The organism is Pedococcus sp. P2_E2, assembly GCF_056403955.1.
The window spans coordinates 35,929-61,032 of sequence record NZ_JBFUEM010000011.1; the positions used below are offsets into that span (position 1 = coordinate 35,929).

28 protein-coding genes are annotated in these 25,104 nt (G+C 70.3%); 10 read left to right on the forward strand and 18 right to left on the reverse strand.

Features of this window, described 5'->3' with window-relative positions:
- Window positions 1-174 precede the first annotated feature (174 nt).
- Entirely contained in the window at window positions 175-936 is a 762-nt protein-coding gene (locus tag AC1DWR_RS19065) for an isoprenyl transferase (RefSeq protein ID WP_477614747.1), read from the reverse strand.
- Between the two features lie 99 nt (window positions 937-1,035).
- On the opposite strand from AC1DWR_RS19065, the gene AC1DWR_RS19070 reads away from it, so the two are divergent.
- Window positions 1,036-1,911 (forward strand): thioesterase family protein, encoded by an 876-nt coding sequence (locus AC1DWR_RS19070; RefSeq protein ID WP_477614746.1) that lies wholly within the window; start codon window positions 1,036-1,038, stop codon window positions 1,909-1,911.
- A 58-nt stretch (window positions 1,912-1,969) separates the two neighbouring features.
- Window positions 1,970-2,674, forward strand: a complete 705-nt coding sequence (trhA, locus tag AC1DWR_RS19075; RefSeq protein ID WP_477614745.1) for a PAQR family membrane homeostasis protein TrhA — start codon at window positions 1,970-1,972, stop codon at window positions 2,672-2,674.
- 4 nt (window positions 2,675-2,678) lie between these two features.
- On the opposite strand, the gene AC1DWR_RS19080 is transcribed toward trhA, so the two are convergent.
- Genes AC1DWR_RS19080 through mca form a run of 3 tightly spaced genes read right to left on the reverse strand, consistent with a single transcriptional unit; the run spans window position 2,679 to window position 4,311 of the window.
- Window positions 2,679-3,062 carry a VOC family protein gene (locus tag AC1DWR_RS19080; RefSeq protein ID WP_477614744.1) on the reverse strand — a complete coding sequence of 128 codons (384 nt, stop codon included), beginning with the start codon at window positions 3,060-3,062 and terminating at the stop codon, window positions 2,679-2,681.
- A gap of 41 nt (window positions 3,063-3,103) precedes the next feature.
- Window positions 3,104-3,379: a hypothetical protein gene (locus tag AC1DWR_RS19085; protein WP_477614743.1), complete on the reverse strand. Its 276-nt coding sequence runs from the start codon at window positions 3,377-3,379 to the stop codon at window positions 3,104-3,106.
- Window positions 3,376-4,311, reverse strand: a complete 936-nt coding sequence (mca, locus tag AC1DWR_RS19090; RefSeq protein ID WP_477614742.1) for a mycothiol conjugate amidase Mca — start codon at window positions 4,309-4,311, stop codon at window positions 3,376-3,378. Before mca ends, AC1DWR_RS19085 begins: the two co-directional genes overlap by 4 nt.
- Window positions 4,312-4,406: 95 nt before the next feature.
- Between mca and AC1DWR_RS19095 the strand changes: the two genes are divergently transcribed.
- Complete coding sequence (locus AC1DWR_RS19095) at window positions 4,407-4,772, forward strand: DUF4307 domain-containing protein (protein WP_477614741.1); 366 nt, start codon at window positions 4,407-4,409, stop codon at window positions 4,770-4,772.
- On the opposite strand, the gene AC1DWR_RS19100 is transcribed toward AC1DWR_RS19095, so the two are convergent.
- Complete coding sequence (locus AC1DWR_RS19100) at window positions 4,728-5,174, reverse strand: hypothetical protein (RefSeq protein WP_477614740.1); 447 nt, start codon at window positions 5,172-5,174, stop codon at window positions 4,728-4,730. The two genes, AC1DWR_RS19095 and AC1DWR_RS19100, sit on opposite strands and share 45 nt — an antisense overlap.
- A 370-nt stretch (window positions 5,175-5,544) precedes the next feature.
- Between AC1DWR_RS19100 and greA the strand changes: the two genes are divergently transcribed.
- The gene (gene greA, locus AC1DWR_RS19105; RefSeq protein WP_477614739.1) at window positions 5,545-6,039 is read left to right on the forward strand and encodes a transcription elongation factor GreA; all 495 of its coding nucleotides are present in this window, start codon (window positions 5,545-5,547) and stop codon (window positions 6,037-6,039) included.
- A 33-nt stretch (window positions 6,040-6,072) separates the two neighbouring features.
- On the opposite strand, the gene ilvA is transcribed toward greA, so the two are convergent.
- From ilvA to AC1DWR_RS19140, 7 genes are all read right to left on the reverse strand, one after another.
- Window positions 6,073-7,299 carry a threonine ammonia-lyase gene (gene ilvA, locus AC1DWR_RS19110; protein ID WP_477614738.1) on the reverse strand — a complete coding sequence of 409 codons (1,227 nt, stop codon included), beginning with the start codon at window positions 7,297-7,299 and terminating at the stop codon, window positions 6,073-6,075.
- Window positions 7,300-7,361: 62 nt separating this feature from the next.
- Complete coding sequence (locus AC1DWR_RS19115) at window positions 7,362-8,219, reverse strand: ABC transporter permease (protein ID WP_477614737.1); 858 nt, start codon at window positions 8,217-8,219, stop codon at window positions 7,362-7,364.
- Complete coding sequence (locus AC1DWR_RS19120; protein ID WP_477614736.1) at window positions 8,216-9,190, reverse strand: ATP-binding cassette domain-containing protein; 975 nt, start codon at window positions 9,188-9,190, stop codon at window positions 8,216-8,218. Before AC1DWR_RS19120 ends, AC1DWR_RS19115 begins: the two co-directional genes overlap by 4 nt.
- 189 nt (window positions 9,191-9,379) lie before the next feature.
- Window positions 9,380-10,699, reverse strand: a complete 1,320-nt coding sequence (locus AC1DWR_RS19125) for a glutamate mutase L (RefSeq protein WP_477614735.1) — start codon at window positions 10,697-10,699, stop codon at window positions 9,380-9,382.
- A 58-nt stretch (window positions 10,700-10,757) separates the two neighbouring features.
- Window positions 10,758-11,945, reverse strand: a complete 1,188-nt coding sequence (locus tag AC1DWR_RS19130) for a cystathionine gamma-synthase (protein WP_477614734.1) — start codon at window positions 11,943-11,945, stop codon at window positions 10,758-10,760.
- Between the two features lie 21 nt (window positions 11,946-11,966).
- Entirely contained in the window at window positions 11,967-12,431 is a 465-nt protein-coding gene (locus tag AC1DWR_RS19135; RefSeq protein ID WP_477614733.1) for an MOSC domain-containing protein, read from the reverse strand.
- Complete coding sequence (locus AC1DWR_RS19140) at window positions 12,428-13,438, reverse strand: GNAT family N-acetyltransferase (protein WP_477614732.1); 1,011 nt, start codon at window positions 13,436-13,438, stop codon at window positions 12,428-12,430. Before AC1DWR_RS19140 ends, AC1DWR_RS19135 begins: the two co-directional genes overlap by 4 nt.
- 105 nt (window positions 13,439-13,543) lie before the next feature.
- Between AC1DWR_RS19140 and msrA the strand changes: the two genes are divergently transcribed.
- On the forward strand, window positions 13,544-14,266 hold the full coding sequence (gene msrA, locus AC1DWR_RS19145; protein WP_477615300.1) for a peptide-methionine (S)-S-oxide reductase MsrA: 723 nt from the start codon (window positions 13,544-13,546) through the stop codon (window positions 14,264-14,266).
- A gap of 157 nt (window positions 14,267-14,423) precedes the next feature.
- A complete protein-coding gene (locus AC1DWR_RS19150) occupies window positions 14,424-14,912 on the forward strand; it encodes an N-acetyltransferase family protein (protein ID WP_477614731.1) in 489 nt (162 codons plus the stop codon).
- Window positions 14,913-14,983: 71 nt separating this feature from the next.
- Here AC1DWR_RS19150 and AC1DWR_RS19155 read toward each other — a convergent pair whose 3' ends face one another.
- The 4 genes from AC1DWR_RS19155 to AC1DWR_RS19170 form a co-directional block, all read right to left on the reverse strand.
- The gene (locus AC1DWR_RS19155; protein ID WP_477614730.1) at window positions 14,984-15,439 is read right to left on the reverse strand and encodes a lamin tail domain-containing protein; all 456 of its coding nucleotides are present in this window, start codon (window positions 15,437-15,439) and stop codon (window positions 14,984-14,986) included.
- Window positions 15,440-15,450: 11 nt separating this feature from the next.
- A complete protein-coding gene (locus AC1DWR_RS19160) occupies window positions 15,451-16,029 on the reverse strand; it encodes a DnaJ family domain-containing protein (protein WP_477614729.1) in 579 nt (192 codons plus the stop codon).
- Window positions 16,030-16,133: 104 nt separating this feature from the next.
- Entirely contained in the window at window positions 16,134-16,697 is a 564-nt protein-coding gene (locus AC1DWR_RS19165; protein WP_477614728.1) for a universal stress protein, read from the reverse strand.
- 12 nt (window positions 16,698-16,709) lie between these two features.
- On the reverse strand, window positions 16,710-18,185 hold the full coding sequence (locus tag AC1DWR_RS19170) for an MFS transporter (protein WP_477624968.1): 1,476 nt from the start codon (window positions 18,183-18,185) through the stop codon (window positions 16,710-16,712).
- Between the two features lie 167 nt (window positions 18,186-18,352).
- On the opposite strand from AC1DWR_RS19170, the gene AC1DWR_RS19175 reads away from it, so the two are divergent.
- Window positions 18,353-19,243 (forward strand): cobalamin-binding protein, encoded by an 891-nt coding sequence (locus AC1DWR_RS19175; protein ID WP_477614726.1) that lies wholly within the window; start codon window positions 18,353-18,355, stop codon window positions 19,241-19,243.
- Window positions 19,244-19,267: 24 nt separating this feature from the next.
- Here AC1DWR_RS19175 and AC1DWR_RS19180 read toward each other — a convergent pair whose 3' ends face one another.
- Window positions 19,268-20,644 carry a cystathionine beta-synthase gene (locus AC1DWR_RS19180; RefSeq protein ID WP_477614725.1) on the reverse strand — a complete coding sequence of 459 codons (1,377 nt, stop codon included), beginning with the start codon at window positions 20,642-20,644 and terminating at the stop codon, window positions 19,268-19,270.
- A gap of 203 nt (window positions 20,645-20,847) precedes the next feature.
- Between AC1DWR_RS19180 and AC1DWR_RS19185 the strand changes: the two genes are divergently transcribed.
- From AC1DWR_RS19185 to AC1DWR_RS19195, 3 genes are all read left to right on the forward strand, one after another.
- Window positions 20,848-22,083 carry an SGNH/GDSL hydrolase family protein gene (locus tag AC1DWR_RS19185; RefSeq protein WP_477614724.1) on the forward strand — a complete coding sequence of 412 codons (1,236 nt, stop codon included), beginning with the start codon at window positions 20,848-20,850 and terminating at the stop codon, window positions 22,081-22,083.
- A gap of 50 nt (window positions 22,084-22,133) precedes the next feature.
- Window positions 22,134-23,357: an acetyl-CoA C-acetyltransferase gene (locus AC1DWR_RS19190; protein WP_477614723.1), complete on the forward strand. Its 1,224-nt coding sequence runs from the start codon at window positions 22,134-22,136 to the stop codon at window positions 23,355-23,357.
- 94 nt (window positions 23,358-23,451) lie between these two features.
- Window positions 23,452-24,504 carry a DUF695 domain-containing protein gene (locus tag AC1DWR_RS19195; RefSeq protein ID WP_477614722.1) on the forward strand — a complete coding sequence of 351 codons (1,053 nt, stop codon included), beginning with the start codon at window positions 23,452-23,454 and terminating at the stop codon, window positions 24,502-24,504.
- 50 nt (window positions 24,505-24,554) lie between these two features.
- Here AC1DWR_RS19195 and AC1DWR_RS19200 read toward each other — a convergent pair.
- The coding region (locus AC1DWR_RS19200) for an HNH endonuclease signature motif containing protein (protein ID WP_477624969.1) at window positions 24,555-25,104 on the reverse strand (550 nt) is incomplete at its 5' end.

The following is a 25,104-nucleotide window of genomic DNA, read 5'->3' on the forward strand; positions in this document are numbered from 1 at the left end:
GGGTGCCCCGCGTCACTACGGACGGTACGACCGTGTGGGGCTTCCACGACGCAACCACGCCGCATGTCCTCCCATGTCATCCAGAGTTGACCCGACCGGCCGAGGGAGCCCTCGGGCGTTGGTATGCCACGTGGTCGCCCAGTTGCCCATGAGCGCCCGGTCTGCGGTCAGCTGCTAGCTGCCGAACCTGCGGTTGCGCTCGGCGTAGGCCCGTAGGGCGCGCAGGAAGTCGACGTGCCGGAAGTCGGGCCAGTAGGCCTCGCAGAAGTAGAACTCGCTGTGCGCGCTCTGCCAGAGCAGGAAGCCGGACAGCCGCTGCTCGCCCGACGTGCGGATGACGAGGTCGGGGTCCGGCTGACCCTTGGTGTAGAGGTGCTCGGCGATGTGCTCGACCTGGAGCGTCTCGGCCAGCTCCTCGATCGTGGTGCCGTTCGCGGCGTGCGCGACGAGCATCGACCGGACGGCGTCGGTGATCTCCTGGCGTCCGCCGTACCCCACGGCGACGTTGACCGTCATGCCCTTGACGCCCTCGGTGAGGTCGGCGCTCTCCTTGAGGCGGCGCGCGGTCTCGGCCGGCAGGAGGTCCAGCGACCCGACCGGGTTGATCACCCAGCGCTTGGTCTGGGCCAGGTCGCTCACGGTGTTCTCGATGATCGACAGCAGTGGGACCACCTCGGCCGCAGGCCTGCTGAGGTTGTCGGTGGACAGCAGCCACAGGGTGACCACCTCGACCCGCGCCTCCTCGCACCAGTCCAGGAATCCGGCGATGTTGTCCGCTCCGGCCTGGTGCCCTTCCTTGGTGCCGTGGCCACGGGCCTTGGCCCAGCGGCGGTTGCCGTCGAGCATCACGCCGACGTGCCGGGGAAGGGTCTCCCGCGAAAGGCGACGACTCAGTCGTCGCTCGTACGCGGCATACAGGAGGTCGGACAACGCCACGGCCACTCCTCGCCTTCTCCCGAACTGCACTCGACCCTCTCGGTCCCAACGCACCACGCTACCCCCGCGCGCCCCGCGCGGTCAGGCAGGATGGCGACCATGTCGCTCGCTCCCGGATCCTTCTACGACCTCGACGCGACGGAGGTGGGAAGCAGCACCGTGACCGCCACGCCCCACACGGCGGGACCGTGGTCGGCGGACGCCCAGCACGGTGGGCCACCCATGGCACTGATGGCGCGTGAGGCGGAGCGCGTGGGCGACGGGTCGCGGGTGGTCGCGCGGGTGACCTGCGACCTGCTCGGACCGGTACCGGTGGGCAGGCTGCGGGTGACCGCGCGTGTGGCCCGCCCGGGGCGGTCCGTGGAGCTGGTCGAGTGCGAGCTCGTCGACGTGGCCACCGGGCGTCCGGTGGCGCGGGCGGCACTGTGGCTGGTGCCGCGCGTCGAGTCGGGGCCGGTGACGGGGCTTCCCGTGCCCCCGCCGGGACACGCCGAGGGCGTCCAGCACGGTATGCCGCGTGGCTGGCACCCCGGGTACCTCGACGCGATCGAGTGGTCGTGGGTCGACGGCGCTCTGGAGCACCCCGGACCGGCCACGGTCTGGATGCGTCCGCGCGTGACCCTCGTGCCCGGCGAGCCGCTGTCACCGCTCCAGCGGTTCCTCGTGTGCGTCGACTCCGCCTCGGGGGCCAGCGCGGCCCTGGACATTCGCGACTGGCAGTTTATGAACACCGAGCTCACCGGCCACCTGGTCCGCGAACCCGGCGGGGAGTGGATCGGCCTGCGCGCCCAGACCATCCTGGGCGGCGGCGCCGCGGGCCTGGCGCAGGCCGAGGTGTTCGACGAGCACGGCTTCGTGGGCCGGACGGCGCAGGCGCTGCTGGTCCGACCGGCGGTGGCGGTGGGTGCGGCTCCTGCGGCTCCTGCGGCCAGCGATGCAGGAGTGACGGACGGTCGGTCTCCGAGCCCCGCCTGAGGCCGACCTCACAACCTACGCTCAGGTAACCTACGCAACCGTAGGTTACAGTGGTGGCATGACTACGGCACCCGCCCCTCGCTCCCAGCAGGGCCCACTCGAGTCAGTCGTCGCTGCGGTGAAGCCGCACCTGCGCGGCTGGCTGCACGCCGGCATGGTCCCCCTCGCCCTCGCGGCAGGCATCGTCCTGATCGCCTTGGCCCCCACTACTCCCGCGCGCATCGCCGCCGCGGTCTTCAGCGTCACCGCCTGGCTCCTGTTCGGCACCTCCGCGGTCTACCACCGCGGCAACTGGTCGCCGAAGGTCGCGGGCATCCTGAAGCGGATGGACCACTCCAACATCTTCCTGATCATCGCCGGCACCTACACGCCCTTCACGCTCCTGCTCCCCCGCGACGACGCCCGGACCATGCTGATCATCGTGTGGTCCGGTGCCATCGCCGGAGTGCTGTTCCGCGTCTTCTGGGTCGGCGCCCCCCGCTGGCTCTACACCCCGGTCTACGTCGCGCTCGGGTGGGTCGCGGTCTTCTACCTCGGCCCGCTCCTCAAGTTCGGCGGTCCGGTCATCGTCACCCTGATCGCGGTCGGCGGCCTGCTGTACACGCTGGGGGCCCTCGTCTACGGCATCAAGCGGCCGAACCCCTCACCGCGCTGGTTCGGGTTCCACGAGATCTTCCACACCCTGACCGTCGCCGCGTTCACGGTGCACTACATCGCGGCGTCCATGACGGTCTACGGCGCCGGCGCCGGCTCACCCAGCTGACGCGTCAGGCTTGCGGCGCGGTCTCCCAGAGACCCACGATGTTGCCCTCGGTGTCCTTGAAGTAGGCCGAGAAGCCCATCGAGGCAACGGCATCCTTGGGTGACAACACGGCACCGCCGGCTGCCTCGACCCGGGCCAGCGTGGCGTCGATGTCCTCCACGTCGATGACCACTGTCGGCGAGGCGAGGGTGGTCGACCGCTGGCCCATTCCCCCGTTGATGTACCCGGGTTCGGTCGGTCCCTGGTCACCGCTCGGGCCCGTGGACACCATCGTGTAGTCCATGCCGGGGTAGGACTGCAGGTCCCATCCGAACAGGTCGCCGTAGAACGCGCGGGCCCGCTCCCCGTCGTCGTAGGGGAGTTCGAAGTGGACGATGCGACCGCTCATGACGGGGCCTCCCTGGGTCGGCGCCCCGCCAGGGCGGAGCGCTACGTTCTGGACTCCCCAGTCTGCCCCTCCGGGCCGTCGGCGTCACCGCTGTCGGAGGGCCCTTCCGGCTGCTGCCCGCCCGACCCGTCCTTGCGGGACTTCTTGACGGCGGCCTCGGCCTCGGCCTCGCGCTGGAGCTCTTCGGCACGGTAGGACATCCGTCGCATCCGGGCGTTCATGTTGCGCATGAGGAGGTAGAGCGCGACCGCCAGCACGAAGAAGGCGACGAAGCCCCATAGTCCGGGCGAGACCATCGCCGAGGGCGCGCCGTTCACGACGTCACCTCGCGGCGCCCGTCGTAGGCGAGCTCCAGGTCGCCCCTGGTCGCGAGCTCGTCGCCCGTGGCCGCGTCCGGGATGCCCGCGAAGAGGTCGTCCTCGACGGGAATGACGGGCAGGTACGACAGGGCCGCCTCGAAGTCCTCGGTCGGCCACACGTTCACCTGCATGTCACGCGGCACGCGGAACCAGGCGCCGTCCGGGTCGATCTGCGTCGCGTGCGCCAGCAGCGCCTGGTCGCGCTGGTCGAACCAGTCGGCGCAGTGCACGCGCGTGGTGATGGTGCGGGCCTTCTCCGGGTCCCAGTCCTTGAGCCAGTCGGCATACGGACTCTCGACGCCCTGCTCCAGCAGCGCGTCGTGGAAGGCGGCGTACTTGGCCCGGTTGTGCGAGTTGTAGTAGAGCTTCAGCGGCTGCCACGGCTCACCAGCATGGGGGTATGCCGCGGCGTCGCCTGCCGCCGCGAAGGCCGCCATCGACACCGTGTGGGTCATGATGTGGTCCGGGTGGGGGTAGCCGCCGTTCTCGTCGTACGTCGTCACGACGTGGGGGCGGAACCGGCGGATCTCGCGGACGAGGGCTTCGGTCGTCACCTCGATCGGCTCGAGGGCGAAGCACCCATCGGGCAGCGGCGGCAACGGGTCACCCTCCGGAAGACCGGAGTCGACGAAGCCCAGCCACGTGTGCTGGACACCGAGGATCTCCTGGGCGCGCTTCATCTCGTCACGGCGGACCTGCGCGAGGTCCCGCTCGATGTGGGGGTCGCCCTTGAGCCGGGGGTTCAGCACATCGCCCCGCTCGCCGCCCGTGCACGAGACCACGAGCACGTCATAGCCCGTGGCGGCGTACCTCGCCATCGTCGCCGCACCCTTGCTCGACTCGTCGTCGGGGTGCGCGTGCACCGCCATCAGTCGCAACCGGTCAGCCACCTGCACAACCTCATTCGTCCATCGCCGACAATGGTCCTCCGGAGTCACCAGACGTCCGGACCGTTTGCCATCCTCTCACCCGCGGAAGGTCACCCATGCCGCTCCCCCGTCCCGCACCCGGCACCGGTCGCTGGTGGGTGATCGGCACGATCGGCTGCACCATCGGGGTCGCCCTCGCGGTCTGGCTCGGGCTGGCCAACAGCCTGGGCGCCGTCACGTGGACCGACACCGACTACAAGGTGCTCGACGACCGCAGCGTGCAGGTCGGTTTCGACGTGCACCGGTCCCCCGCCCAAGCCGTCACGTGCACGGTCCAGGCGCAGGACACGGCGCACGGCGTCGTCGGGGTGCTCGAGGTCCAGGTGCCACCCTCCGCGGAGCGGTCGGTGCACCAGCAGGTGGTGGTACGCACCGCGTCACGGGCCGTCGGCGGCAGCGTCCGCAGCTGCGCGGCCTCCTAGGCGCACGAGGGAGACCAGCCGTCCGAGGGCGAGCCCGCCGACCGACGTCGTGACCGCCAGCAGGAAGTACTGGAACGCCGCGAGCCCTGGCGTGAGCTCGTCGTTGCCCAGGCCGCCGTCGAAGAACCCGGACACCACGCTGACCAGGCAGGCGGCGGCCAGCAGTCCGGAGGCCCCGATGGCCACCCGCCCGGGCGATCTGGTGGCGAGCCAGACGAGCAGCAGCTGCGCGAGGATCATCGGCACCGGCGCCGCCAGCAGGGCCTCCGGGCCCCAGGCCTCACCCCAGGTGTTGACGCCGGCGCGGACCGCGAGGAGCCCGCCAGTGAGGTCGGTCGCGAGGAGGATCGCCATGGCGATGCGCAGCCCGCGAGTCGTGGTGGTGGGAGTGGTGACGGACATGCTGGGTCTCCTTGGTTCTCGGACGGGCCTTCCCCGTCAAGGCAGCAGCGTGCCGGGGCTCACTTGGGGCCGACTTCGGGCTTGCTTGGACGAAGGCCACCCCACCCCGTCTGACCTGCGAAGATACCGGCTCGGCCCCCGAGGTGGGCCGACCAGCCGACGCGATGCCGCGGCATACCGGAGCCACTGTCCACGAACTCGGCGAAATGGACCCTTTCGAGCGCGGCGATGTAGTCTTGTCCTTTCACCGAGCGGTCTGGACCCGACACTGCGATGCCACTGCGAACGTGGTCGGGGTCCGGGCCGCTGTGCGTACCACCATCTCCGAGACGCGTCCGCGTCCGGCGGAGACCCGAACAAGGAGTACACCGTGAGCGAGACCGCGACCCCCACCGCGAGCTACCTGACCCAGGAGGCCTTCGACCGTCTGAAGGCCGAGCTGGACCAGCTCTCCGGCACCGGCCGTACGGAGATCGCCAAGAAGATCGAGGCCGCCCGCGACGAGGGCGACCTGAAGGAGAACGGCGGCTACCACGCGGCCAAGGAGGAGCAGGGCAAGATGGAGGCCCGCATCCGCCAGCTGACCCAGCTGCTCGAGAACTCCATCGTGGGCACCAAGCCGGCCGATGACGGTGTCGTCGAGCAGGGCATGGTCGTGACCGTCGAGATGTTCGGCGACGACGTCACGTTCCTGCTCGGCTCGCGCGAGATCGCCGACGGCACCGACCTCGAGGTCTACAGCGAGAAGTCCCCCCTCGGCGCTGCCATCAACGGCAAGAAGGCCGGCGACAAGGCGTCCTACAAGGCGCCCAACGGCAAGACCATCCAGGTCCGCGTCAAGTCAGCGACGCCCTACACCGCCTGAGCAGCTGCGCCCTTCGCGGCCCAGGCATGCCGCTCAGCTGAACTTGAGCTCGTAGCCGTGGCCGCGCAGGGTGCGCAGGACCTCGTCGCAGTGCTCCTTGCCCCGGGTCTCGAGCTGCAGTCCGATCTCGACCTCGTCGACCGTGATCGTCGTGCCGGTGCGGATGTGCTCGACCTCGAGGACGTTGGCGTCGACGGCCGCACAGTCGGCGAGCAGCTTCGCGAGGTGGCCGGGACGGTCCGAGACCCGCACGCGGAACTGCAGGTAGCGTCCGGCTGCCGCCATGCCGTGCCGGATGATCCGCAGCAGGAGCAGCGGGTCGATGTTGCCGCCTGAGAGGACCGCCACCACTGGTCCGTCGAGCTGCTGCTGACCTGCCTTGTCGAGCAGGTGGGCGACCGCCGCCGCGCCCGCGGGTTCGACGACCAGCTTGGCGCGCTCGAGGGTGAACAGCAGGGCCCGCGACAGCTCCTCCTCGCTCACCGTCTCGATCGCGTCGACCAGTTCGCGGACGAGGGCATAGGGCACGTCACCCGGCATCCCGACGGCGATGCCGTCGGCCATCGTCTGCATGTTCTCGTAGGCGACCGGCTTGCCCGCCGCCAACGACAAGGGGTATGCCGCGGCCTGCTCGGCCTGCACGCCGATGATCCGCACGTCGGGGCGGGCAGCCTTGACGGCGACGGAGATCCCGGCGAGCAGGCCCCCGCCGCCGGTGCTGACCACGATGGTCTTGACGTCCGGGCACTGGTCGAGGATCTCCAGCCCGGCGGTGCCCTGACCGGCCACGATGTCGCGGTGGTCGAAGGGGTGGATGAGGACCGCTCCGTTGTCCGCCTCCCACGTGCGGGCCTTGACCAGGCACTCGTCGATCGTGGTGCCGACCTGCTCGATGGAGGCTCCGTAGGCCTTCGTCGCGAGCAGCTTGGGCATGGGCGCGCCATGAGGCATGTAGACCTTGACGTCGATGCCGAGCAGCTGACCAGCCAGCGCGACGCCCTGGGCGTGGTTGCCGGCGCTGGCCGCGACCACGCCGCGCGCCTTCTCCTCGTCGGAGAGCCTGGCCATCCGGGTGTAGGCGCCCCGGATCTTGAAGGACCCGGCGCGCTGGAGGTTCTCGCACTTGAGGAAGACCTCGGCGCCGACTCTGTCGGAGAGCGCTCGGCTGTACTCGAGGGGCGTGGGACGGACGATGCCACTGAGCAGGTCTTGCGCAGCGCGCACGTCGTCGAGGGTGACAGACAGCGTCGGTGATGCCATGGCCGGAAGGCTAGTCCCTTCCACGGCACCCCGACGCCATCGGTGGGTCAGCCCCGGGTGACCTAGCCCTGCGTGCGCTTGTTGAAGGCGCGGATGGCCAGCGGGGCGATGACCAGGGTCAGTCCGATGGTCCAGATCAGCGTGGTCACGACCGGGTGGTGCATCGGCAGCTGGGCATCGGCCGGCACCGGGATGTCATTGCCCCACAGCTGACGCACCGCCTGCACGAGCGACGAGATGGGGTTCCACTCGGCGATCACCCGCAAGGCGTGCGGCATGTTGTCGGTCGGCGCAAAAGTGTTGGCCAGGAAGGTGATCGGGAACATGGTCGTGAACATGAGTCCGTTGACCGCCTCGACCGACCGCATGGCCGATCCGACGAGGATGCCGATCCAGATCATGGCGAAGCCCCACAGCAGCAGGAGCGCATAGGCCAGCACGGCCTCGGCGAAGCTGCCCCGGATCCGCCAGCCGACGAACAGGCCGGTGACGGACATGACGAGGATGCCGATGCTGGAGTGCATCAGGCTGGAGATGCTCCGACCCACGAGCACGGCCGAGGGGTTGATCGGGAGCGACCGCATGCGGTCGACGATGCCCTTGTCGATGTCGGCGGTCAGGCCGACGGCGACGATGAAGGACGCGAAGGCGATGGTCTGCCCCATGATCCCGCCCATCAGCCACTCCCGGTAGCCGGCGGGCGAGCCCTGCACCGCGATGGAGCCGCCGAACACGTAGGCGAACAGCAGGACGAACATCACCGGCTGGATGGTGACGTCCATCAGCATCTCGGGCATCCGCTTGATGTGGATGAGGTTGCGTCGCGTGATCGCGAGGGACTGCCGCAGCAGGCCGGTCGGCTTGATCTCGGGGCGGGCGATGCCGCTCGCCGACCTGCGCGTGGTGGTGTCGGTGGTCATGACGCCTGCTCCTGGTCGGTGTCGGTGGCAACGTTCTCGGCCCGGTGGCCGGTGAGGTGGAGGAACACGTCGTCGAGGCTCGGTCGCTTCAGGCCGAGGTCGTCGAGCTCGATCGCGCTGTCCTCGAAGATCGCGGCGATCCGCGTCATGTCGCGCAGTCCCTCGGCCGGCGCCGTGAGCTGGCGGGCGGCCTCGTCGACGTGGACCTCGGAGACGCGCTGGCGCAACATCTCGGCGGCAGTCTGGAGGTCCTCCGCGCGCGACACCGTGAGCACCAGGCTCGCCTTGCCGCTGCGGTCCTTGAGCTCGAGAGGGGTGCCCTCGGCGATGATCTGGCCTCGGTCGATGACGACGATGCGGTCGGCGAGCTGGTCGGCCTCCTCGAGGTACTGCGTGGTGAGCAGCAGCGTGGTGCCGTCCTGGACGAGCCCACGCAACACCTCCCACAGCTCAACACGGCTGCGGGGGTCGAGCCCGGTGGTGGGCTCGTCGAGGAAGAGGACGGGCGGCGTGGCGATGAGGCTGACGGCGAGGTCGAGCCGACGACGCATGCCACCGGAGTAGGTCTTGACGGTCCGGTCGGCCGCCTCCGTCAGCGAGAACCGCTCCAGCAGGTCGGCGCCCGCCCCCTTGACGTAGGACGACGACAGTCCGTAGAGGGACCCGATCAACCGCAGGTTCTCGCGGCCGGTCAGCAGCTCGTCGACCGTGGCCGCCTGGCCGGTGAGGCCCATGGACCGGCGCACCGCGTCGGGCTCGCGCAGCACGTCGTGCCCCGCGACTCTGGCCGTGCCGCTCGTGGGCCGGGCCAGCGTCGTCATCATCCGCACCGTCGTCGTCTTGCCGGCGCCGTTGGGACCGAGCAGCCCCAGCACCGACCCCTCGGGCACCGAGAAGCTCACGTCGTCGACGGCCGTCTGGTCACCGAATCGCTTGACGAGGTGCTCGGCCTCGATCGCCAGGGCTGTCATGCCTCGACCCTAGGCCGGGGTCTGCTTGCACAACCAGTCATTTTCCAGTCCTCCAATTCGCGTTATATCGCGTTGGTCGAGACACGTTATATCGCGTCCGTCTCCTTGCCCGCAACCCCGCTTCCGCCCCGCCCGCCGCTACCCCGCACACCCCGCAGCAGCTCCCCTGCACACCCCGCTGGACCGACGCTACGCCCCACCACCGACAACGGCCTTCGCCAGGGCCCGCGCGGCGACCGGGTGCCTCTCGCGCAACAGGCCCACCGCAAAGAGCAGGTATGCCGTGTCGGTCACCAGGGCAGCCTCCCGAGGAACCTTCCAGCCGCCGGCGTGGTCGCTCCTGACCGACTGCAGCACCTCTTCGCGCCCAACGGACGTGGCGTGCCGGAGCACCCCTCCGGAGCCGATCACGACCTGGACGTCGGCCAGCGGCCGGGGCCCGGCACCGGGCCCGGGCGGTCGGGCGTGACGCCGCACTGCGACCACTGCTGCGGCCCGTGCCAGGGCGAGGTCCATCGCCCACTCGTCGCCCCCCTCCGGAAGGTGACCGGTGTCGCGGACCAGGCGCGCGGCATACCCGTCGATGCCTGGGGGGAGGGGCACCTGCTCACGGTGGGCGGCCTCGACGATCCCCTCGGCGTTCCACCGCATGCCGAGGTCTGCCTCCACGGTCCGTGCGTGCCACAGCGGGGCGACCACGTCCTTGGCCAGTCCGGCGTCCTCACCCTGCGGTCGCAGCGCGGAGTAGACGTCGGTGGTCGCTCCCCCGATGTCGACCACCATGACGTCACCGTCGAGGTGTTCGGCCAGGACGGCGACCCCGCCGAGGACGGCGTCAGGGGTGGGGGCCTGCACCATCGCCGCGAAGTCCGGCCCCTTGGACAGGCCCTTGCCGCCGATGACGTGGTCGAGGAAGACCTGCCTGATCGCGGCGCGGGCCGGCTCGGGGACGATGACGCCGATGGCCGGCAGCACGTTGTCGGCCATGGTAAACGAGCGCCCCGTCGAGGACAGGATCGCGGCGACCTCGGCCTGGACATCGGCGTTGCCCGCCACGACGACAGGTGCTCCGATGCGAGCCTTCGCCAGGCGAGATGCGTTGTGCAGCAGCACTTCTCCGTTGCCGCCGTCCGTGCCACCCACGAGCAGCACGAGGTCGGGGCGGCTGTTCCTCAGTTCCCGGACCCCGTCACCGGACAGCGGTCCCGACGTCACGTGGGACACCCGCGCGCCGGCGCTCAGCCCGACGCGGTGGCCGGCCTGCGCAGTGACGTCCCGCTCGTAGCCCACGACGGCCAGCCGCAGCCCGCCCCCCGCACTCGAGCACGCGAGCACCTCGTCGACGGGGCCGTGGACCGCGAGCTCCGCGCGCAGGGTGCGGTAGCCGTCCAGGACATCGGTGCCGATCGTCGTCGGTGTGGAGGACGTGGCGACGACCGACCCCGACCCGTCGACGAGGACGGCCTTGGTGAAGGTCGACCCGAAGTCGACACACAGCAGCTGCGCCACGTCGTTGGCCCGATCCCCGCTCGCCCGTTGGTCGTTCGCCCGATGCCCGCTGGGCCGGTCAGCCGAGCCGGTCGAGCGCCTGCTGGAGGTCGGCGATGAGGTCCTCGACGTCCTCGATGCCCACCGAGAGACGGATCAGGTCGGCCGGCACCTCCAGCTCGGTGCCCGCGACGGAGGCGTGCGTCATCCGGGCCGGGTGCTCGATGAGGGACTCGACCCCGCCGAGGGACTCGCCGAGGGTCCACAGCTGGGTCTCGCCACAGACCTTGACGGCGACGTCCTCGCCGGCCTTGACCTGGAACGAGATCATGCCGCCGAACCGCTTCATCTGGCGCTTGGCGACCTCGTGCCCGGGGTGGCTCTCGAGCCCCGGGTAGTGGACCGCGCTGACCGCCGGGTGGCTGAGCAGGAAGTCGACCACGCGCTCGGCGTTGTCGCTGTGCTGCTCCATGCGGAGCGCGAGCGTCTTGAGACCCCGCAGGACCAGCCAGGCGTCCATCGGGCCGGCGACCGCACCCATCGAGTTCTGATGCGTTGCAACGCGATCCACCGCGTCCTCGAAGCCGGGAACGGTGATGTCGTTGCCCACGACGACGGCGCCACCGACGACGTCGGAGTGGCCGCCGCAGTACTTGGTGGTGGAGTGCGTGACGATGTCCGCCCCGAGCGACAGCGGCTGCTGGAGGTAGGGCGACGCGAACGTGTTGTCGACGACGAGCAGGGCGCCCGCCTCGTGCGCCACCTCGGCGAGGGCGGCGATGTCGGCGATGCCGAGCAAAGGGTTGGTCGGCGTCTCGACCCAGACGATCTTGGTCAGCCCCGGGCGGATCGCCGCGCGCACCGACTCGACGTCGGCGATCGTGGCGATCGTGTGCTCGATGCCCCAGGTCGCCAGCACCGTGTTGAACAACCGGTAGGTGCCGCCATAGGCGTCGCTGGGCACGACGACGTGGTCGCCGGGCTTCAGCAGGGCCCGCAGGACGGTGTCCTGGCCCGCGAGGCCCGACGAGAACGCGAACCCGCGAGCGCCCCCCTCGAGGGCGGCGAAGCACTCCTCGAGGGCGGTGCGGGTCGGGTTCGCGGAGCGGCTGTACTCGTAGCCACCGCGGAACCCACCGATCCCGTCCTGCTTGTAGGTGGAGACCTGGAAGATCGGGGTGATGACCGCCCCGGTGCCGAGGTCGGGCTCCTGGCCCGCGTGGATCGCACGCGTGGCGAAGCCCTGGTTGCTGCTCTGCTCGCTCATGGCCGCAAGGCTAGCCTCCGCTCAGGACTGCTCCCTCACCACCGGGTCACCCACGCGGACCACTCCGCCCTCCAGGATCCGGAAGACCGTGCCGCCTCGTGCGTGCAGTGCCTTCATGGCTCCCGGCCCGATCAAGTCGTCCATCAACCGGCAGGGCGCGGCGGGGCGGACCACCTCGAGGAGGGCCTCCCCCATCCGGACCCGGGTCCCCGGGCGACCGGGCACGGGGCCGCCGGACACCGTGATGTTGCGACGAGTGGCTCCGGGCTCGACGGGGGCTCCGAGCTCGCGGCTCGCCTCGGTCAGCGCAGCCTCCGACTGCACCGTGACGTGGCGATGCCTCGACCCGTGGTAGCGGTCCCCCACCAGCCCCGCTCCGGCCTCCGCCACGACCGAGTCGACGGACCTCATCGGCAGCTTGGTGGCCTTCGCGACGTGGATGGACACCACCGTCCCGAGATCGACGTCCACCGGGTCGTCGTTCACGGTGTCACCTTCTGCCACTCGCGCATCATCGCGTCGTTCACGAAGCCGATCACCTGGTTGACGTTCAGCATGGGGGCGTTGTCGTCGGCGTTCCAGGTGCGGACGCTCCTCGTGGCAGGAGACTCCTGCATGAGCGAGAGCGTGCCGGCGGCCTTCATGCGCAGGCCGAGGCGGTGCCCCCGGTGCTCGCGCACCACGAGCGTGTCCTGCTGGAATGCCACCGCCGGGTTCTCGCGCGGCACCTGCACCTGCGTGTAGCCGACCAGCTCGCCGGTGGCCTGGTGCACGGCATACGTGTCCACGACCCGGCGGCCCATGGCCGCGATCCGCTCGTAGTCGCCGCGCACGCGCTCCTCGTCCCAGCGCTCCTCCTCGAGCTGGAGGTCGCCCATCGGGATGTCGGTGCTCATCCGCCGGCTCAGCTCCGCGCGCCCCGCCAACCACGCGTCAGGTATGCCGTCCCAGCAGGTCTGCACGACGTAGCCGTCCGCCTCGTCCCCGGCCAGCGCGGCTTCCAGGCGCCCGCGGTCCGCCGGGAGGGACAGGGAGCTGCGCATCACGGTCTGGGCGACGGCATACCCGTGCGGCGCAGCAAATTCCTCGCCGCTCTCGTCCCGCGCACCCACGGGCCACTGCGTCTCTGCGAGGAATACGGAGCGACCATGCCCGCGGGCGGCGGCCTCGGTGTGATCGAGCAGTGCGCTGCCGACCCCGCGGCGACGGTGGTCGGGATGGACCACGACGAAGACCATGGCCTGCGACAGGTTGTCGTGCTGCGGCATCGCGAGGCCTGCGGCGCCGACCACGGTCCCGGCGTCGTTGACGGCTGCCCAGGGGATCCGGCGTCGGTCGGTGCTGCGACCCATCTCGCGCAGCTCGTCAGCCGAGTGGGCCGTGTGGTCCGGGCCGAACTGGTGTCGGCCGTCCGCGGCGAAGACCTCGGCCCAGTCGTCGAAGAGCTGCCGCTGGGTGTCGTCCGGGTCCTCGATCAGGGTGATGGTGACCATGCCACCACCCTGCCCGGGCCAGCGCCCTCTGCGCCAACCGTTTCGCAGCGCCTTGGCGCCCGAGCACGGAACAGTCGAGAGCCGGGGCGCGTTGGACCGGTCGTGATATTCGGATCGCGTGCCAAGACGACCCTGCCCACCGCCGAGACCGCCCTGCGAGGACGCGAGACGCGTCCGTTCCACATCGCTGACGACCACGTCGTCCTGCACACCCCGCTCGAGGGTCCGTGGCCGGACGGCACCGAGGTGCTCTACATCGCGATGGGGTGCTTCTGGGGTGCGGAGCGCATCTTCTGGAGGCAGCCCGGCGTCGTCACGACGGCGGCCGGCTACATGGGTGGGCTGACGCCGAACCCGACCTACGAGGAGACCTGCACCGGCCTCACCGGCCACGCCGAGGCGGTGCTCATCGCCTACGACCCGGAGCAGACCACGCCGGAGCTGCTGCTCAAGGAGTTCTGGGAGAACCACGACCCGACCCAGGGCAACCGGCAGGGCAACGACATCGGCACGGCCTACCGGTCCGCGATCTACTGGACCACGCCGGACCAGCAGCGGGCCGCGGAGGCGACACGTGAGGCGTTCCAGAAGGTGTTGTCGGACAACGGGTTCGGCACCATCACGACGGAGCTGCGGTCAGCCGAGGACGCGGGCGCGTTCTACTATGCCGAGGACTACCACCAGCAGTACCTCTACAAGAACCCCGGCGGCTACTGCAACCACGGACCCAACGGCATGACCTGCCCCGTCGGGCTGGTGAAGCAGGACCAGCTCCCGTCGCAGGAGAGCGTCCTGCGCGTCAACGACTCGAGCGACCTCAGCGGCTGACTCGAGAGCCGCGCGTCGCGCTCCTGGACGCGCGTCAAGGTTCGGGAAGCGGAATGCGCCTTCAGAAATGCGAAGGCGCATTCCGCTTTCTGGATTTCAGTCCCCACCGGGGAGGTGCAACGCCCGCTGCGGTGGGCGCGCGGCATACGGTGACGCCGTGCAGATCCGTGACATCGCCGACTCCGACCTCGACGCCTTCGTGCCGATCTTCCGCGAGGTCGTCGACGCCGGTGAGACCTACGCCTACCCGCCCGACCTCTCCGACGAGCAGATCCGCGACCTGTGGTTCGAGGACGCGCCAGGGCGATCGGTGGTCGCGGTCGACGACGACGGCACCCTGCTGGGCAGCGCGAAGATGGGGCCCAACCGACCCGGGCGCGGCTCGCACATCGGGACGGCGAGCTTCATGGTGGGATCGGCGGCGCGCGGCCACGGTGTCGGGCGCGCCCTGGCCGAGGACATGGTGGCCTGGCACCGGCGGGAGGGCTTCGCCGCGATCCAGTTCAACGCCGTGGTCGAGACCAACACCGCGGCAGTCCGGCTGTGGCGGGACCTCGGCTTCAGGATCCTCGCAACGGTCCCAGCAGCCTTCGAATCCAGGACCCACGGCCGGGTCGGACTGCACCTGATGCTGCTCGAGCTCTGACGTCCGTGGCGTTCTCCTTGGGGGCATCATGATCTCGGCGCGCCTGACCCACCGCCAGGGCGCCCCCCAGCTCAGCGACTCACGCGGTACGCGGCACCGATGTCGGCGAAGGTCCAGGAGTCCTTGAGGACGCCCTTGCTGTCGCGCAGGTAGGCCGAGTCACCAGTGTTGTTCCAGACGTACCAGGTGCGGTTGTAGTAGCGCTTGGTGCTGGTGGCGGCTCCCTTGCCGGTGTAGACGTAGACCGATGCCTTGGCCTTCAGCGTGAACGTCGGGAACCGGTAGGTGTAGCCCTGCTTGTCCTTGAGCGTCCAGCCGGTCAGCGAACGGTTTGTGGCCGTGGTGTTGGTGATCCGCACCCACTCGGTGTTGAGGCTGGCGTTGGATCCGGTGTCCGATCCCGGTGAGTCGTACTGGATCTGGGTGATCCGGATGGCGGGGACCGCCGCGTCGGCGGATGCCGAAACGAACAGCCCCACAGCGAGGGCGACGGCGGGCACGACGGGGAGGGCGAGACGAGAGCGCATGGGGCGAAAGACTAGGCGCGGCCCGGCTCCCGGCCTGTCGAGTTCGCACCTTTTGCCCGGAGCTCGGTCCGAACGGACGACCCCCCTGACCTGCGCCGCAAGAGCCGACTGACCCACGAAGGGCCCCGCCGGTCCCGCGCTGACGCCGCCGGCTCCGCGCTGGCCGGGTCGGCCGCAGTGGACTCGCGAGCGGCTTCGCGGAGAGCACGCCACTGCCCCACCAGGTCGTCGACGTCGACCAGCGGCGCCCAGATCGGGTAGCGCGGCCCGATACCGGGTCGGAGCCGGTCGATCTTCACGCGGTGGTTGTAGTCGTCGAGCACGGCACGGACGCTGGCCTCGGTCCGCAGGTCGAGCAGCGACGCGGGGAACCCAGCCGCCTCCTTGCGCAGCGCCAGCGGGGGTGACAGCGCGCCGGACAGGTCGAGGTGCTCCCGCTCGGCCAGCCGCCTGACCCACCAGTCCGGGTCCTCACGTTCCGGGTCACCGAGGCTGCGCAGCGGCTTGCCCGAGCCGGGCAGGTTGTCGAACTCCCCGCGTTCCTGCGCCTCACGGATGGCCCGTTCCACCGGAGATTCCCAGTTCTCCATGGTGCCAACCTAACTCGCGCAGCCACCGACGAGGTATGCCGCGTGGGCGAGCACGTGGGCGACCACGCCGGAGAGCATGCGGGTGACCACGCGGCATACCTCGTCTAGGTGGGTGGGGCGGGGTGGCTCAGGCCGGGCCGCCCGGCGCGGCCAGCTGCCTCGGTGACGTTGCGGGCCACGCTCCCGGCGGCACGCTCGAGCGGCGTGCGGGGGGCTCCCGAGACGCTCGGCGGCATGACCACCACCGGGCAGCTCGCACCGTTGACCAGGCGCATGGCAAACCCCGGGAGGGTCGTGAGGTCGAGCCGTCGGGGTGCGTCGATGACCAGCAGGTCCGCGTGCTCAGCCGCCGCGAGCAGGCCGACGCGCTTGCCGCCGGGGACCAGCCGGACCTCGACGCCGTGCCCACCTCCGAGCACCTCGGCCACATCGGCCTGCAGGTCGGCCAGCGCCTGCTCCTGCGCGGCGCCGGCGTCCTCGGTGATCGGCGCCGGGGTGACCCTGGATGCCGTCTGCGGGGGCGTGGGCCGCCACGCGCGCACGGCCACGACGCGCCCGCCGCGCAGGGCCGCCAGCTCGGTGGCCCAGTGCAGCGCGGTGGGCGACTTGGAGGTCGCGCTGACCCCGACCACGATCGTGTAGGGCTGCATCTCGTCGAGAACTCCCATCAACACCACCTCCTACGCGCGGACCGGCTCGGACTGCGGATCGTCGTCGCTGACCTTGCTCAACGGGTCGGCGATGTCCTCCAGCCCCTTGCCCTCGGCGTCGACCCCGATCCGGATGGCGACCAGGCCGCCGACGAGCATGATCGCCGACGCCAGGACGTAGCCCCAGAACAGCGGGGTGCGCTCCTTGCCCTCTCCCACGAGGGCGCCGAACAGGACAGGCCCCAGGGCGCCAAAGATCTGGCCGATGGCGAAGAAGTACGAGATGGCCTGGCCGCGCACCTCGAGCGGGAAGATCTCGCTCACTGTCAGGTAGGCCGAGGACGCTCCCGCCGAGGCGAAGAAGAACGACACGCACCAGAAGATCGTGTGCGTCGTCGCGTTGAGCGTGCCGGCCTTGAACAGGAACGCCGACACCAGCAGCACCAGTCCGGCGATCATGTACGTCGCGAAGATCATCTTGCGCCGGCCGATGGTGTCGAAGAGGTGGCCGAGCAGCAGCGGTCCTGCGAGGTTGCCGACGGCGAACGGGATGAAGTAGATCGCGGCCGCCGACTTGTCCAGGTGGTAGAAGTTCTGCAGCACCAACGCATACGTGAAGAAGATGGCGTTGTAGAGGAAGCTCTGCGTGATCATCATCGTCAGGCCGAGCACGGTACGGGACGGGTACTTCTTGACGAAGACGTGGAGCAGGTCACGGAAGGGGATGCTCTCCCTGGCCTTGATGCTCATCGCCTTGTCCTCGTCGACCGGGGCCAAGGTCTTGCCCTGGGCCTCCACCGACGCCTCGATCTCGTCGACGATGCGTTCGGCCTCCTCGCCCTGGCCGTGGGTCACCATCCAGCGCGGGCTCTCGGGGATGTGCCGGCGCAGCCAGATGATGATCAGGCCCATCACCGGTCCGATGAAGAAGGCCACCCGCCACCCGACGTTCTCGGCGACGTGGTCGGTGTCCAGCAACCAGAAGCTCGCGAAGGCGCCCAGCAGCGCGCCCGCCCAGTAGGTGCCGTTGACGGCGATGTCGACCCGGCCGCGGTACTTCGCCGGGATCAGCTCGTCGATGGCGGAGTTGATCGCGGTGTACTCGCCGCCGATGCCCAGACCTGCCACGAACCGCCACAGGTAGAGGAACCACGGCGTCCAGGCCAGACCTGCGATGCCCGATCCGATCAGGTAGATGGCCAGGGTGATGATGAACAGCCTCTTGCGGCCGAGCCGGTCGGTGAGGCGGCCGAAGGTGAGCGCCCCGACGACCTGGCCGATGAGGTAGATCGTGCCCGCGAAGCCGACCTCAGTGGAGCTCATGTGGAGGCTGTCCTGGAAACCCGCGTTGGACACGAGCTGGATCTCGAGCCCGTCGAGGATCCACGAGACGCCCAGACCGACCACCACCAACCAGTGGAACCGGGCCCAGGGCAGCCGGTCCATCCTGATCGGGATCAGGCTCCGCACCGCCTCGGACTCGGTCGGGACTGCTGCTGTCGTCATGGGCCACTCCTCGCTCTTCACGTCAGGTGGTTGCGCAACGCACCCGACGGGAGAACCTACGCGCGGTTCGTCCGATTCGCACGTTGAACAATGCCCTGACCTGCGCAAACACGCGCGCGACCCACCTTGAACACCCCTGCGGCGCCTCCCTGCGTAGGGTCTGGTCCATGCGAATCGTGTCCCTGCTCCCCTCGACGACGGAGCTCCTCTTCGCCATCGGCGCAGGCGACCAGGTCGTGGGCGTCACCTTCGAGTGCGACACCCCGGTCGAGGCCCGCAGCCGCACGATCGTCTCGACGACGGCCATCCCGGAGGGCTTGTCGCCCCGCGACATCGACGCCTTCGTGAGCAAGGCGATGGCCGCCGGCGAGGACCTCTACCACCTCGACGCGGGAGCCCTCGGCGCCCTGGACGCAGACCTCGTCGTCACCCAGGACCTCTGCGCCGTGTGCGCAGTCGACGTGTCCGTCGTCGACGACGCGCTCGCCTACCTCGGATGCCGGGCCGAGGTGCTGACGATCGACCCGCACACCCTCGACGAGGTCCTGGACTCCGTCACCGCCCTCGGCACCGCCACCGGTTGCGAGGGCAGCGCCGGTCGGCTCGTGGCCGGCCTGCGCCAGCGCCTGTATGCCGTGGAGCAGGCAGTGCGCGGGGCGCCCAGACCGCGGGCCCTGGTCCTCGAGTGGACCGACCCCGCCTTCGCCCCGGGTCACTGGGTGCCCGAGATGGTGACCCTCGCCGGCGGCCTCAACGCGCTCGGCACGGCCGGCGAGAAGTCGGTCCGGGTGACCTGGGACGCCGTCCGGGAGAGCGCACCGGACGTGATCGTGTGCGCCCCCTGCGGCTACGACCTCGAGGGCTCGGTTGCCTTGGCACGCAAGGCGATCGACGACGGTGAGCTGCCACCCGGCATACCTGTCTGGGCTGTCGACGCGAACGCGAGCTTCGCGCGTCCCGGTCCTCGCCTCGTCGACGGTGTCGAGGCGCTGGCCGGCATCCTGCACCCGGACGCGACGCAGCCGCCGGGCCAGGACATGGCACGACGGCTGCGATAGACCTGCCGCGACAGGGCGCGAGGGCTAGTCGACCAGGGCGATGAGCAGGTCGGCGCGGGTCAGCACGCCGACCGGCTTGCCGTCCTCGACGACCATGATGGCGTCGGCCTTCTCGAGCTCGTGGCGGGCGACCGAGACGGGCTCGCCCGCGCCCACCAGGGGCAGCGAAGCCTCCATGTGCTTGTCGACCGAGTCGGTGAGGTGAGCGCTGCCGTTGAATAGCGCCTCGAGCAGGGCTCGCTCGCTGACCGAGCCCGCCACCTCGCCAGCCATGACGGGCGGCTCGGCCTTGACGACCGGCATCTGCGACACGGAGTACTCGTGCAGGATCTCGATGGCGTCGCGCACGGTCTCGGTCGGGTGCGTGTGCACGAGGGCCGGCATGTCCCCGGCCTTCTTGTGCAGCAGCTCGCCGACGGTGGTCTGGTCGACCGACCGCATGAAGCCGTAGGAGCTCATCCAGTCGTCGTTGAAGATCTTGGACATGTAGCCGCGCCCGCTGTCGGGCAGCAGCACGACGACAATGGCCTCGGCGGGCAGGTCCTTGGCCGCGCGCAGGGCGGCGACGACGGCCATGCCGCAGGAACCGCCCACGAGCAGGCCCTCCTCCTTGGCGAGGCGGCGCGTCATCTCGAACGAGTCGGCATCGCTGACGGCGATGACCTCGTCGACGACCTTCGGGTCGTAGGCCGTCGGCCAGAAGTCCTCACCGACGCCCTCGACGAGGTAGGGACGGCCCGTGCCGCCCGAGTAGACCGAACCCTCGGGATCCGCGCCGATGATCTGGACGCGTCCGCCCTCGCGGGTGTCGGACACCTCGCGCAGGTAGCGACCCGTGCCGGTGATCGTGCCGCCGGTGCCGACGCCGGCGACGAAGTGCGTCACCCGACCGTCGGTGTCGTCCCAGATCTCGGGGCCGGTGGTCTCGTAGTGGGAAGCGGGTCCCATGGGGTTGGCGTACTGGTTCGGCTTCCACGCGCCCTCGATCTCGCGCACGAGCCGGTCGGACGTCTCGTAGTAGGAGTCCGGGTGGTCGGGAGCCACGGCGGTCGGGCAGACCACGACCTCGGCGCCGTAGGCCTTCAGCACGTCGCGCTTGTCCTGGCTGACCTTGTCAGGGCAGACGAACACGCACTTGTAGCCCTTGCGCTGGGCCACGAGAGCCAGGCCCACGCCGGTGTTGCCGGACGTCGGCTCGACGATCGTGCCGCCGGGCTTGAGCTCGCCGGAGGCCTCCGCGGCCTCGACCATCTTCAGCGCGATGCGGTCCTTCACGGACCCACCCGGGTTCATGTACTCGATCTTGGCCAGGATCGTCGCGGCGACCCCTTCGGTGACCGAGTTCAGCTTGACGAGGGGCGTGTTCCCGACGAGGTCGGCGATGTGCTCTGCGTACTTCACCAGCCCATCCTCTCAGATGCTGGACACCCGCCGGACCCGCGGCAGACGGCGGGCCAGTCACTGGAAAGTCCCCCAACTGTGCTCTCCCACAACTGGTGGAGCCCTGGGAACACCCCCCGGCGGACCATCAGAGGGGGAGGGGGCACACCATGTCATGGTCAGCCGTTAACGTCAGGGAGACCGGCGAGGAGAGGGAGCTGTCGATGGGTCGTGCTCGACGCGCGCGCAAGATCGCGGCCACCGCTGCCTACGGCGGTGGCGGTCTCGCTGCGGGCATCGGCGCCCTGGGCGCGCTGGGCTACGGCGTGCTCAAGGCCGAGGCCAAGGTCGCCCGACGGATCGTCGGCCAGCCCTTCGACGGCTCTCCGGACGACAACGGCACCTACGGCGCCGGCGTGGGCGAGCCGGTCGAGCTCATCGTCCTCGGTGACTCCTCGGCCGCGGGCATGGGCGCGGACAACCGCTACCAGACGGTCGGCGCGATCATCGCCAACGGCGTCTCCGCCCTCACCGGCAGGCCTGTCCGACTCACCAACACGGCCGTCGTGGGCTCCGAGTCCTCCGGGCTGGAGCTCCAGCTCGCCAACGCACTGGACCAGGTGGCGCGTCCCCACGTCGCGGTCATCATGATCGGCGCCAACGACGTCACGCACCGAATCAACAAGGCGGTGGCGGTACGCCACCTCGAGACGACCGTGCGGGCGCTGCGAGTGCTGGGCACCGAGGTCGTGGTCGGCACCTGCCCCGACCTGGGCACCATCCAGCCCATCCCCCAGCCGCTCCGGCTGATCGGACGCCGCTGGTCGCGCGACCTCGCCGCGGCCCAGACCGTCGCCGTGGTCGAGGCCGGGGGTCGCACCGTCTCGCTGGGAGACCTGCTCGGCCCCGAGTTCGCCGAGCGTCCGCACGAGATGTTCAGCGCCGACCGCTTCCACCCCTCCCCCGCCGGCTATGCCCGGGCCGCCTCCGCGTTGCTGCCCAGCGTGTATGCCGCCCTGGGCGTGTGGTCGGGCGAGCGGTCCGAGGAACGCACCCCCGACACCCGCCGAGGCGAGGGGGTTGGTCCCGTGGCGATCGCAGCGGTGCACGCCGTGCGCGACCCCGGGACCGAGGTGAGCGCCACCCAGATCGCCGGCCAGAGCCGCGGCCCCCGTGGTCGCTGGGCGATGCTGCTGCGTCGCCCCCACAACCCGGTGCCCGACCGCCATGAGCAGGCGCACGGCCCGACTGCAGGCTCCAACGACAGTGCCCCACAGGTCCCGGGTGACGGCGCGACCGACCTCACCCGCCACGCTGCGCACGCGTCCGGCGTCGAGGCCAGCTCCGAGTCCGATGTCGCGTCCGGCCGCGAGTCCGGCGTCGCGTCCCGCGTCGAGTCCGGCGAGAGCAAGGACACACCCACGGACCCAGCCACACGGCATACCATCGAGGCTGACTAAGCGGTCGCTTATCTCTGCGCCGCTGGGAACTGCTGCCTGAGGAGAACCCCGTGACCGAAGCCGTCATCGTCTCGACCGCCCGCACGCCGATCGGGCGCGCATTCAAGGGCTCGCTCAAGGAGATGCGACCCGACGACCTGTCCGTGCAGGTCATCAGTGCCGCGCTGGCGAAGATCCCCGAGCTCGACCCCCGCCTCGTCGAGGACCTCTACTGGGGCTGCGCCGAGCCGTCGGGTCGGCACGGCTCCAACATGGCGCGCGTGATCGCCGTGCTGGCCGGTTTCGACGGGCTGCCGGGCTCCACGATCAACCGGTTCTGCGCCTCGTCGGTGCAGACGACGCGGATGGCCTACCACGCGATCAAGGCCGGCGAGGGCGACATCTTCGTCTCCGGTGGGGTCGAGTGCGTCTCGCAGTACACCAACTGGGCCGGGGCCGGTGGCTCGTCCGGTGACGACCAGAACCCCAGGTTCGCCGGGTCCGCCGCCCGCAGCGAGCAGATCGCCGCGAGCAACGAGACCTGGTCCGACCCCCGCCAGCAGGACCTCCTGCCCGACGTGTACCTCTCCATGGGCCAGACCGCCGAGAACGTCGCCACCCTGCGCGGCATCTCGCGCGAACGCCAGGACGAGTGGGGCGTCTCGTCGCAGAACCGCGCCGAGAAGGCCATCGCTGACGGGTTCTTCGAGCGCGAGATCGCGCCGGTGACCTTGGGCGACGGCAGCGTCGTGAGCAAGGACGACGGCCCGCGCGCAGGCGTGACACTGGAAGCGCTGCAGGGGCTCAACCCGGTCTTCCGCGAGCAGGGCACCATCACCGCCGGCAACTGCTGCCCGCTCAACGACGGCGCCGCCGCGGTGGTCGTCATGAGTGACACCAAGGCCAAGGAGCTGGGCCTGACGCCACTGGCCCGGGTGGTCTCCACCGGCGTCTCCGGGCTCTCGCCGGAGATCATGGGTCTCGGTCCGGTCGAGGCATCGCGCCAGGCGCTGGCCCGGGCCGGCATGACGATCGGCGACATCGACCTCTACGAGATCAACGAGGCGTTCGCGGCGCAGGTGCTGCCATCCGCCGATGACCTGGGCATGGACTTCGACAAGCTCAACGTCCACGGGGGCGCGATCGCCCTCGGTCACCCGTTCGGCTCGACCGGCGCGCGGATCACGACGACGCTGCTCAACGGCCTGGCTGCCCGGGACGGCCAGTTCGGTCTCGAGACGATGTGCGTGGGTGGCGGCCAGGGCATGGCCATCATCTACGAACGCCTCAGCTGAGGGTTCGCCGAGAGGCCCGGATTCCTTCCCGGTTCGCGTTTCAGAACCTCGAGATCCGGGCCTCTCGCCTGCCACCACGCGCCAGACTGTCCCCATGGGGATCTTCCGTCGCAGCAAGAACCGTGACGACCGAGGTGCGCAGCGCACGCAGGAGTCGATCGAAGCCTTCTGGTCATGGTGGGCCACCGAGGGGAGGGGCCTGGCGGAGCACAGCATCGGTGGCGGCGGCAACGAAGCCCTGGTGGCGCAGATGAGCCGAGCGGTCTCCGGCATCCATCCCGGCCTCGCCTGGGAGCTCAGTCCCGGGTCAGCCGCCAAGCACTGCCTCGTCGTGAGTCCGGAGGGGGACGCCGCCCTTCGCGCCCCTGCCCGTCGCTGGCTCAAGGCCGCTCCCGTCGCCGATGCAACGTGGGAGTTCGCGGACTCGCGGCAGGCCAACCCGGACGCGGAGGCCGTCGAGCTCGAGATCGGCGGGCAACGCATCGCCTTCGCCGAGGTGGTGGTCGGCGCGCGACGGGAAGGTCACCGCATCGACGTCAGCGTCCACCACCCAGCCTTCGCCACCCTGGACGAACACAGCCGGATCACCGTGACGTTCCTCGCCCTCGACAACGCCCTGGGCGAGACCGATGTGGAGCTCTGGGTCGGTGAGGTCGCGCCGGCTCAGGTCGCGCCCCTCGACGGGTTTGGGTTGACAGGTCTGCGCGCGGTCGTGCGCGACCTCAAGGCGGAGAACACCGACAAACACGGCCAGCCGGGCTGGGCGATCCTGAGCGGGGACGGCGAGGGCGGGCCGGTCCTCGCCATGACCCAGGTCCCACTCGCGTCGGCGACCGCCCCGGAGCTCGACACCCATGCTGCCGTCGTCGTCCCCTACGACGACCAGACCGAGCGCGGCCTGCCGGGAGAGAGTGCGCTGGCCGCACTGCGGAGACTGGAGGACTCGATCAACGAAGCCCTCGGCGACGCCGGCAGGGTGGTCGCGCACCAGTCCCAGGGCGGGGTTCGCGTCCTTCACGTCTACCTCGACGGGGCTGCGGACGCCGTCCCCCTGCTGGCCAGCATCTGCGACCCCTGGCCGCAGGACGTGCAGATCCGGGTCACCCCCGACCCCGCGTGGGCCAACGTCGCCCACCTGCGCACCTGAGCGGGCGCATGCCAGCGGGCCCGCCGGGGGTGGCGGGCTGTGGGGCGGGGTCATGGTCGCCAAGGTGGGGATGCAGTTGACCTGTGGGCAGTGGTCTCGAGCTGGTCCCAGACGTCGTAGGTCCTGATGGCCGGCCGAGCTCCGGCGCCGGAGCTCGAGTCCGAGCCTGCGTCCGACCCGGAGCCGGAGCAGGGGTCGGACCCGGAGCCGGAGCAGGGGTCGGAGCCGGGGTCGGAGCCGGGGCCCGTGCCTGTGAAGTGGGTGAGCCAGTGGTCGTAGGCGCCGGGGGTCAGGTCCCAGTGGACCCGACCGTCGACGATCTGGCCGTGGTAGCCGTTGCGGTGCACGATCGTGTGGTGCCGCCCGCACAACAACGCTGCGTTCTCGAGATCCGTCGGACCGCCGTCGGCCCAGTGCCGCAGGTGGTGTCCGTCGCACCAGGACGCCGGCACGGTGCAGTCGGGGAAGGTGCACCCGCCGTCACGCAACCACAACGCCCGCAGCTGGGCGGAGGTGAACAGCCGGAACCGGCGGCCCAGGTCCAGGATCTGCCCGTCGGTGCCCAGCACCACCGRCACGACCCCGGCGTCACACGCGATC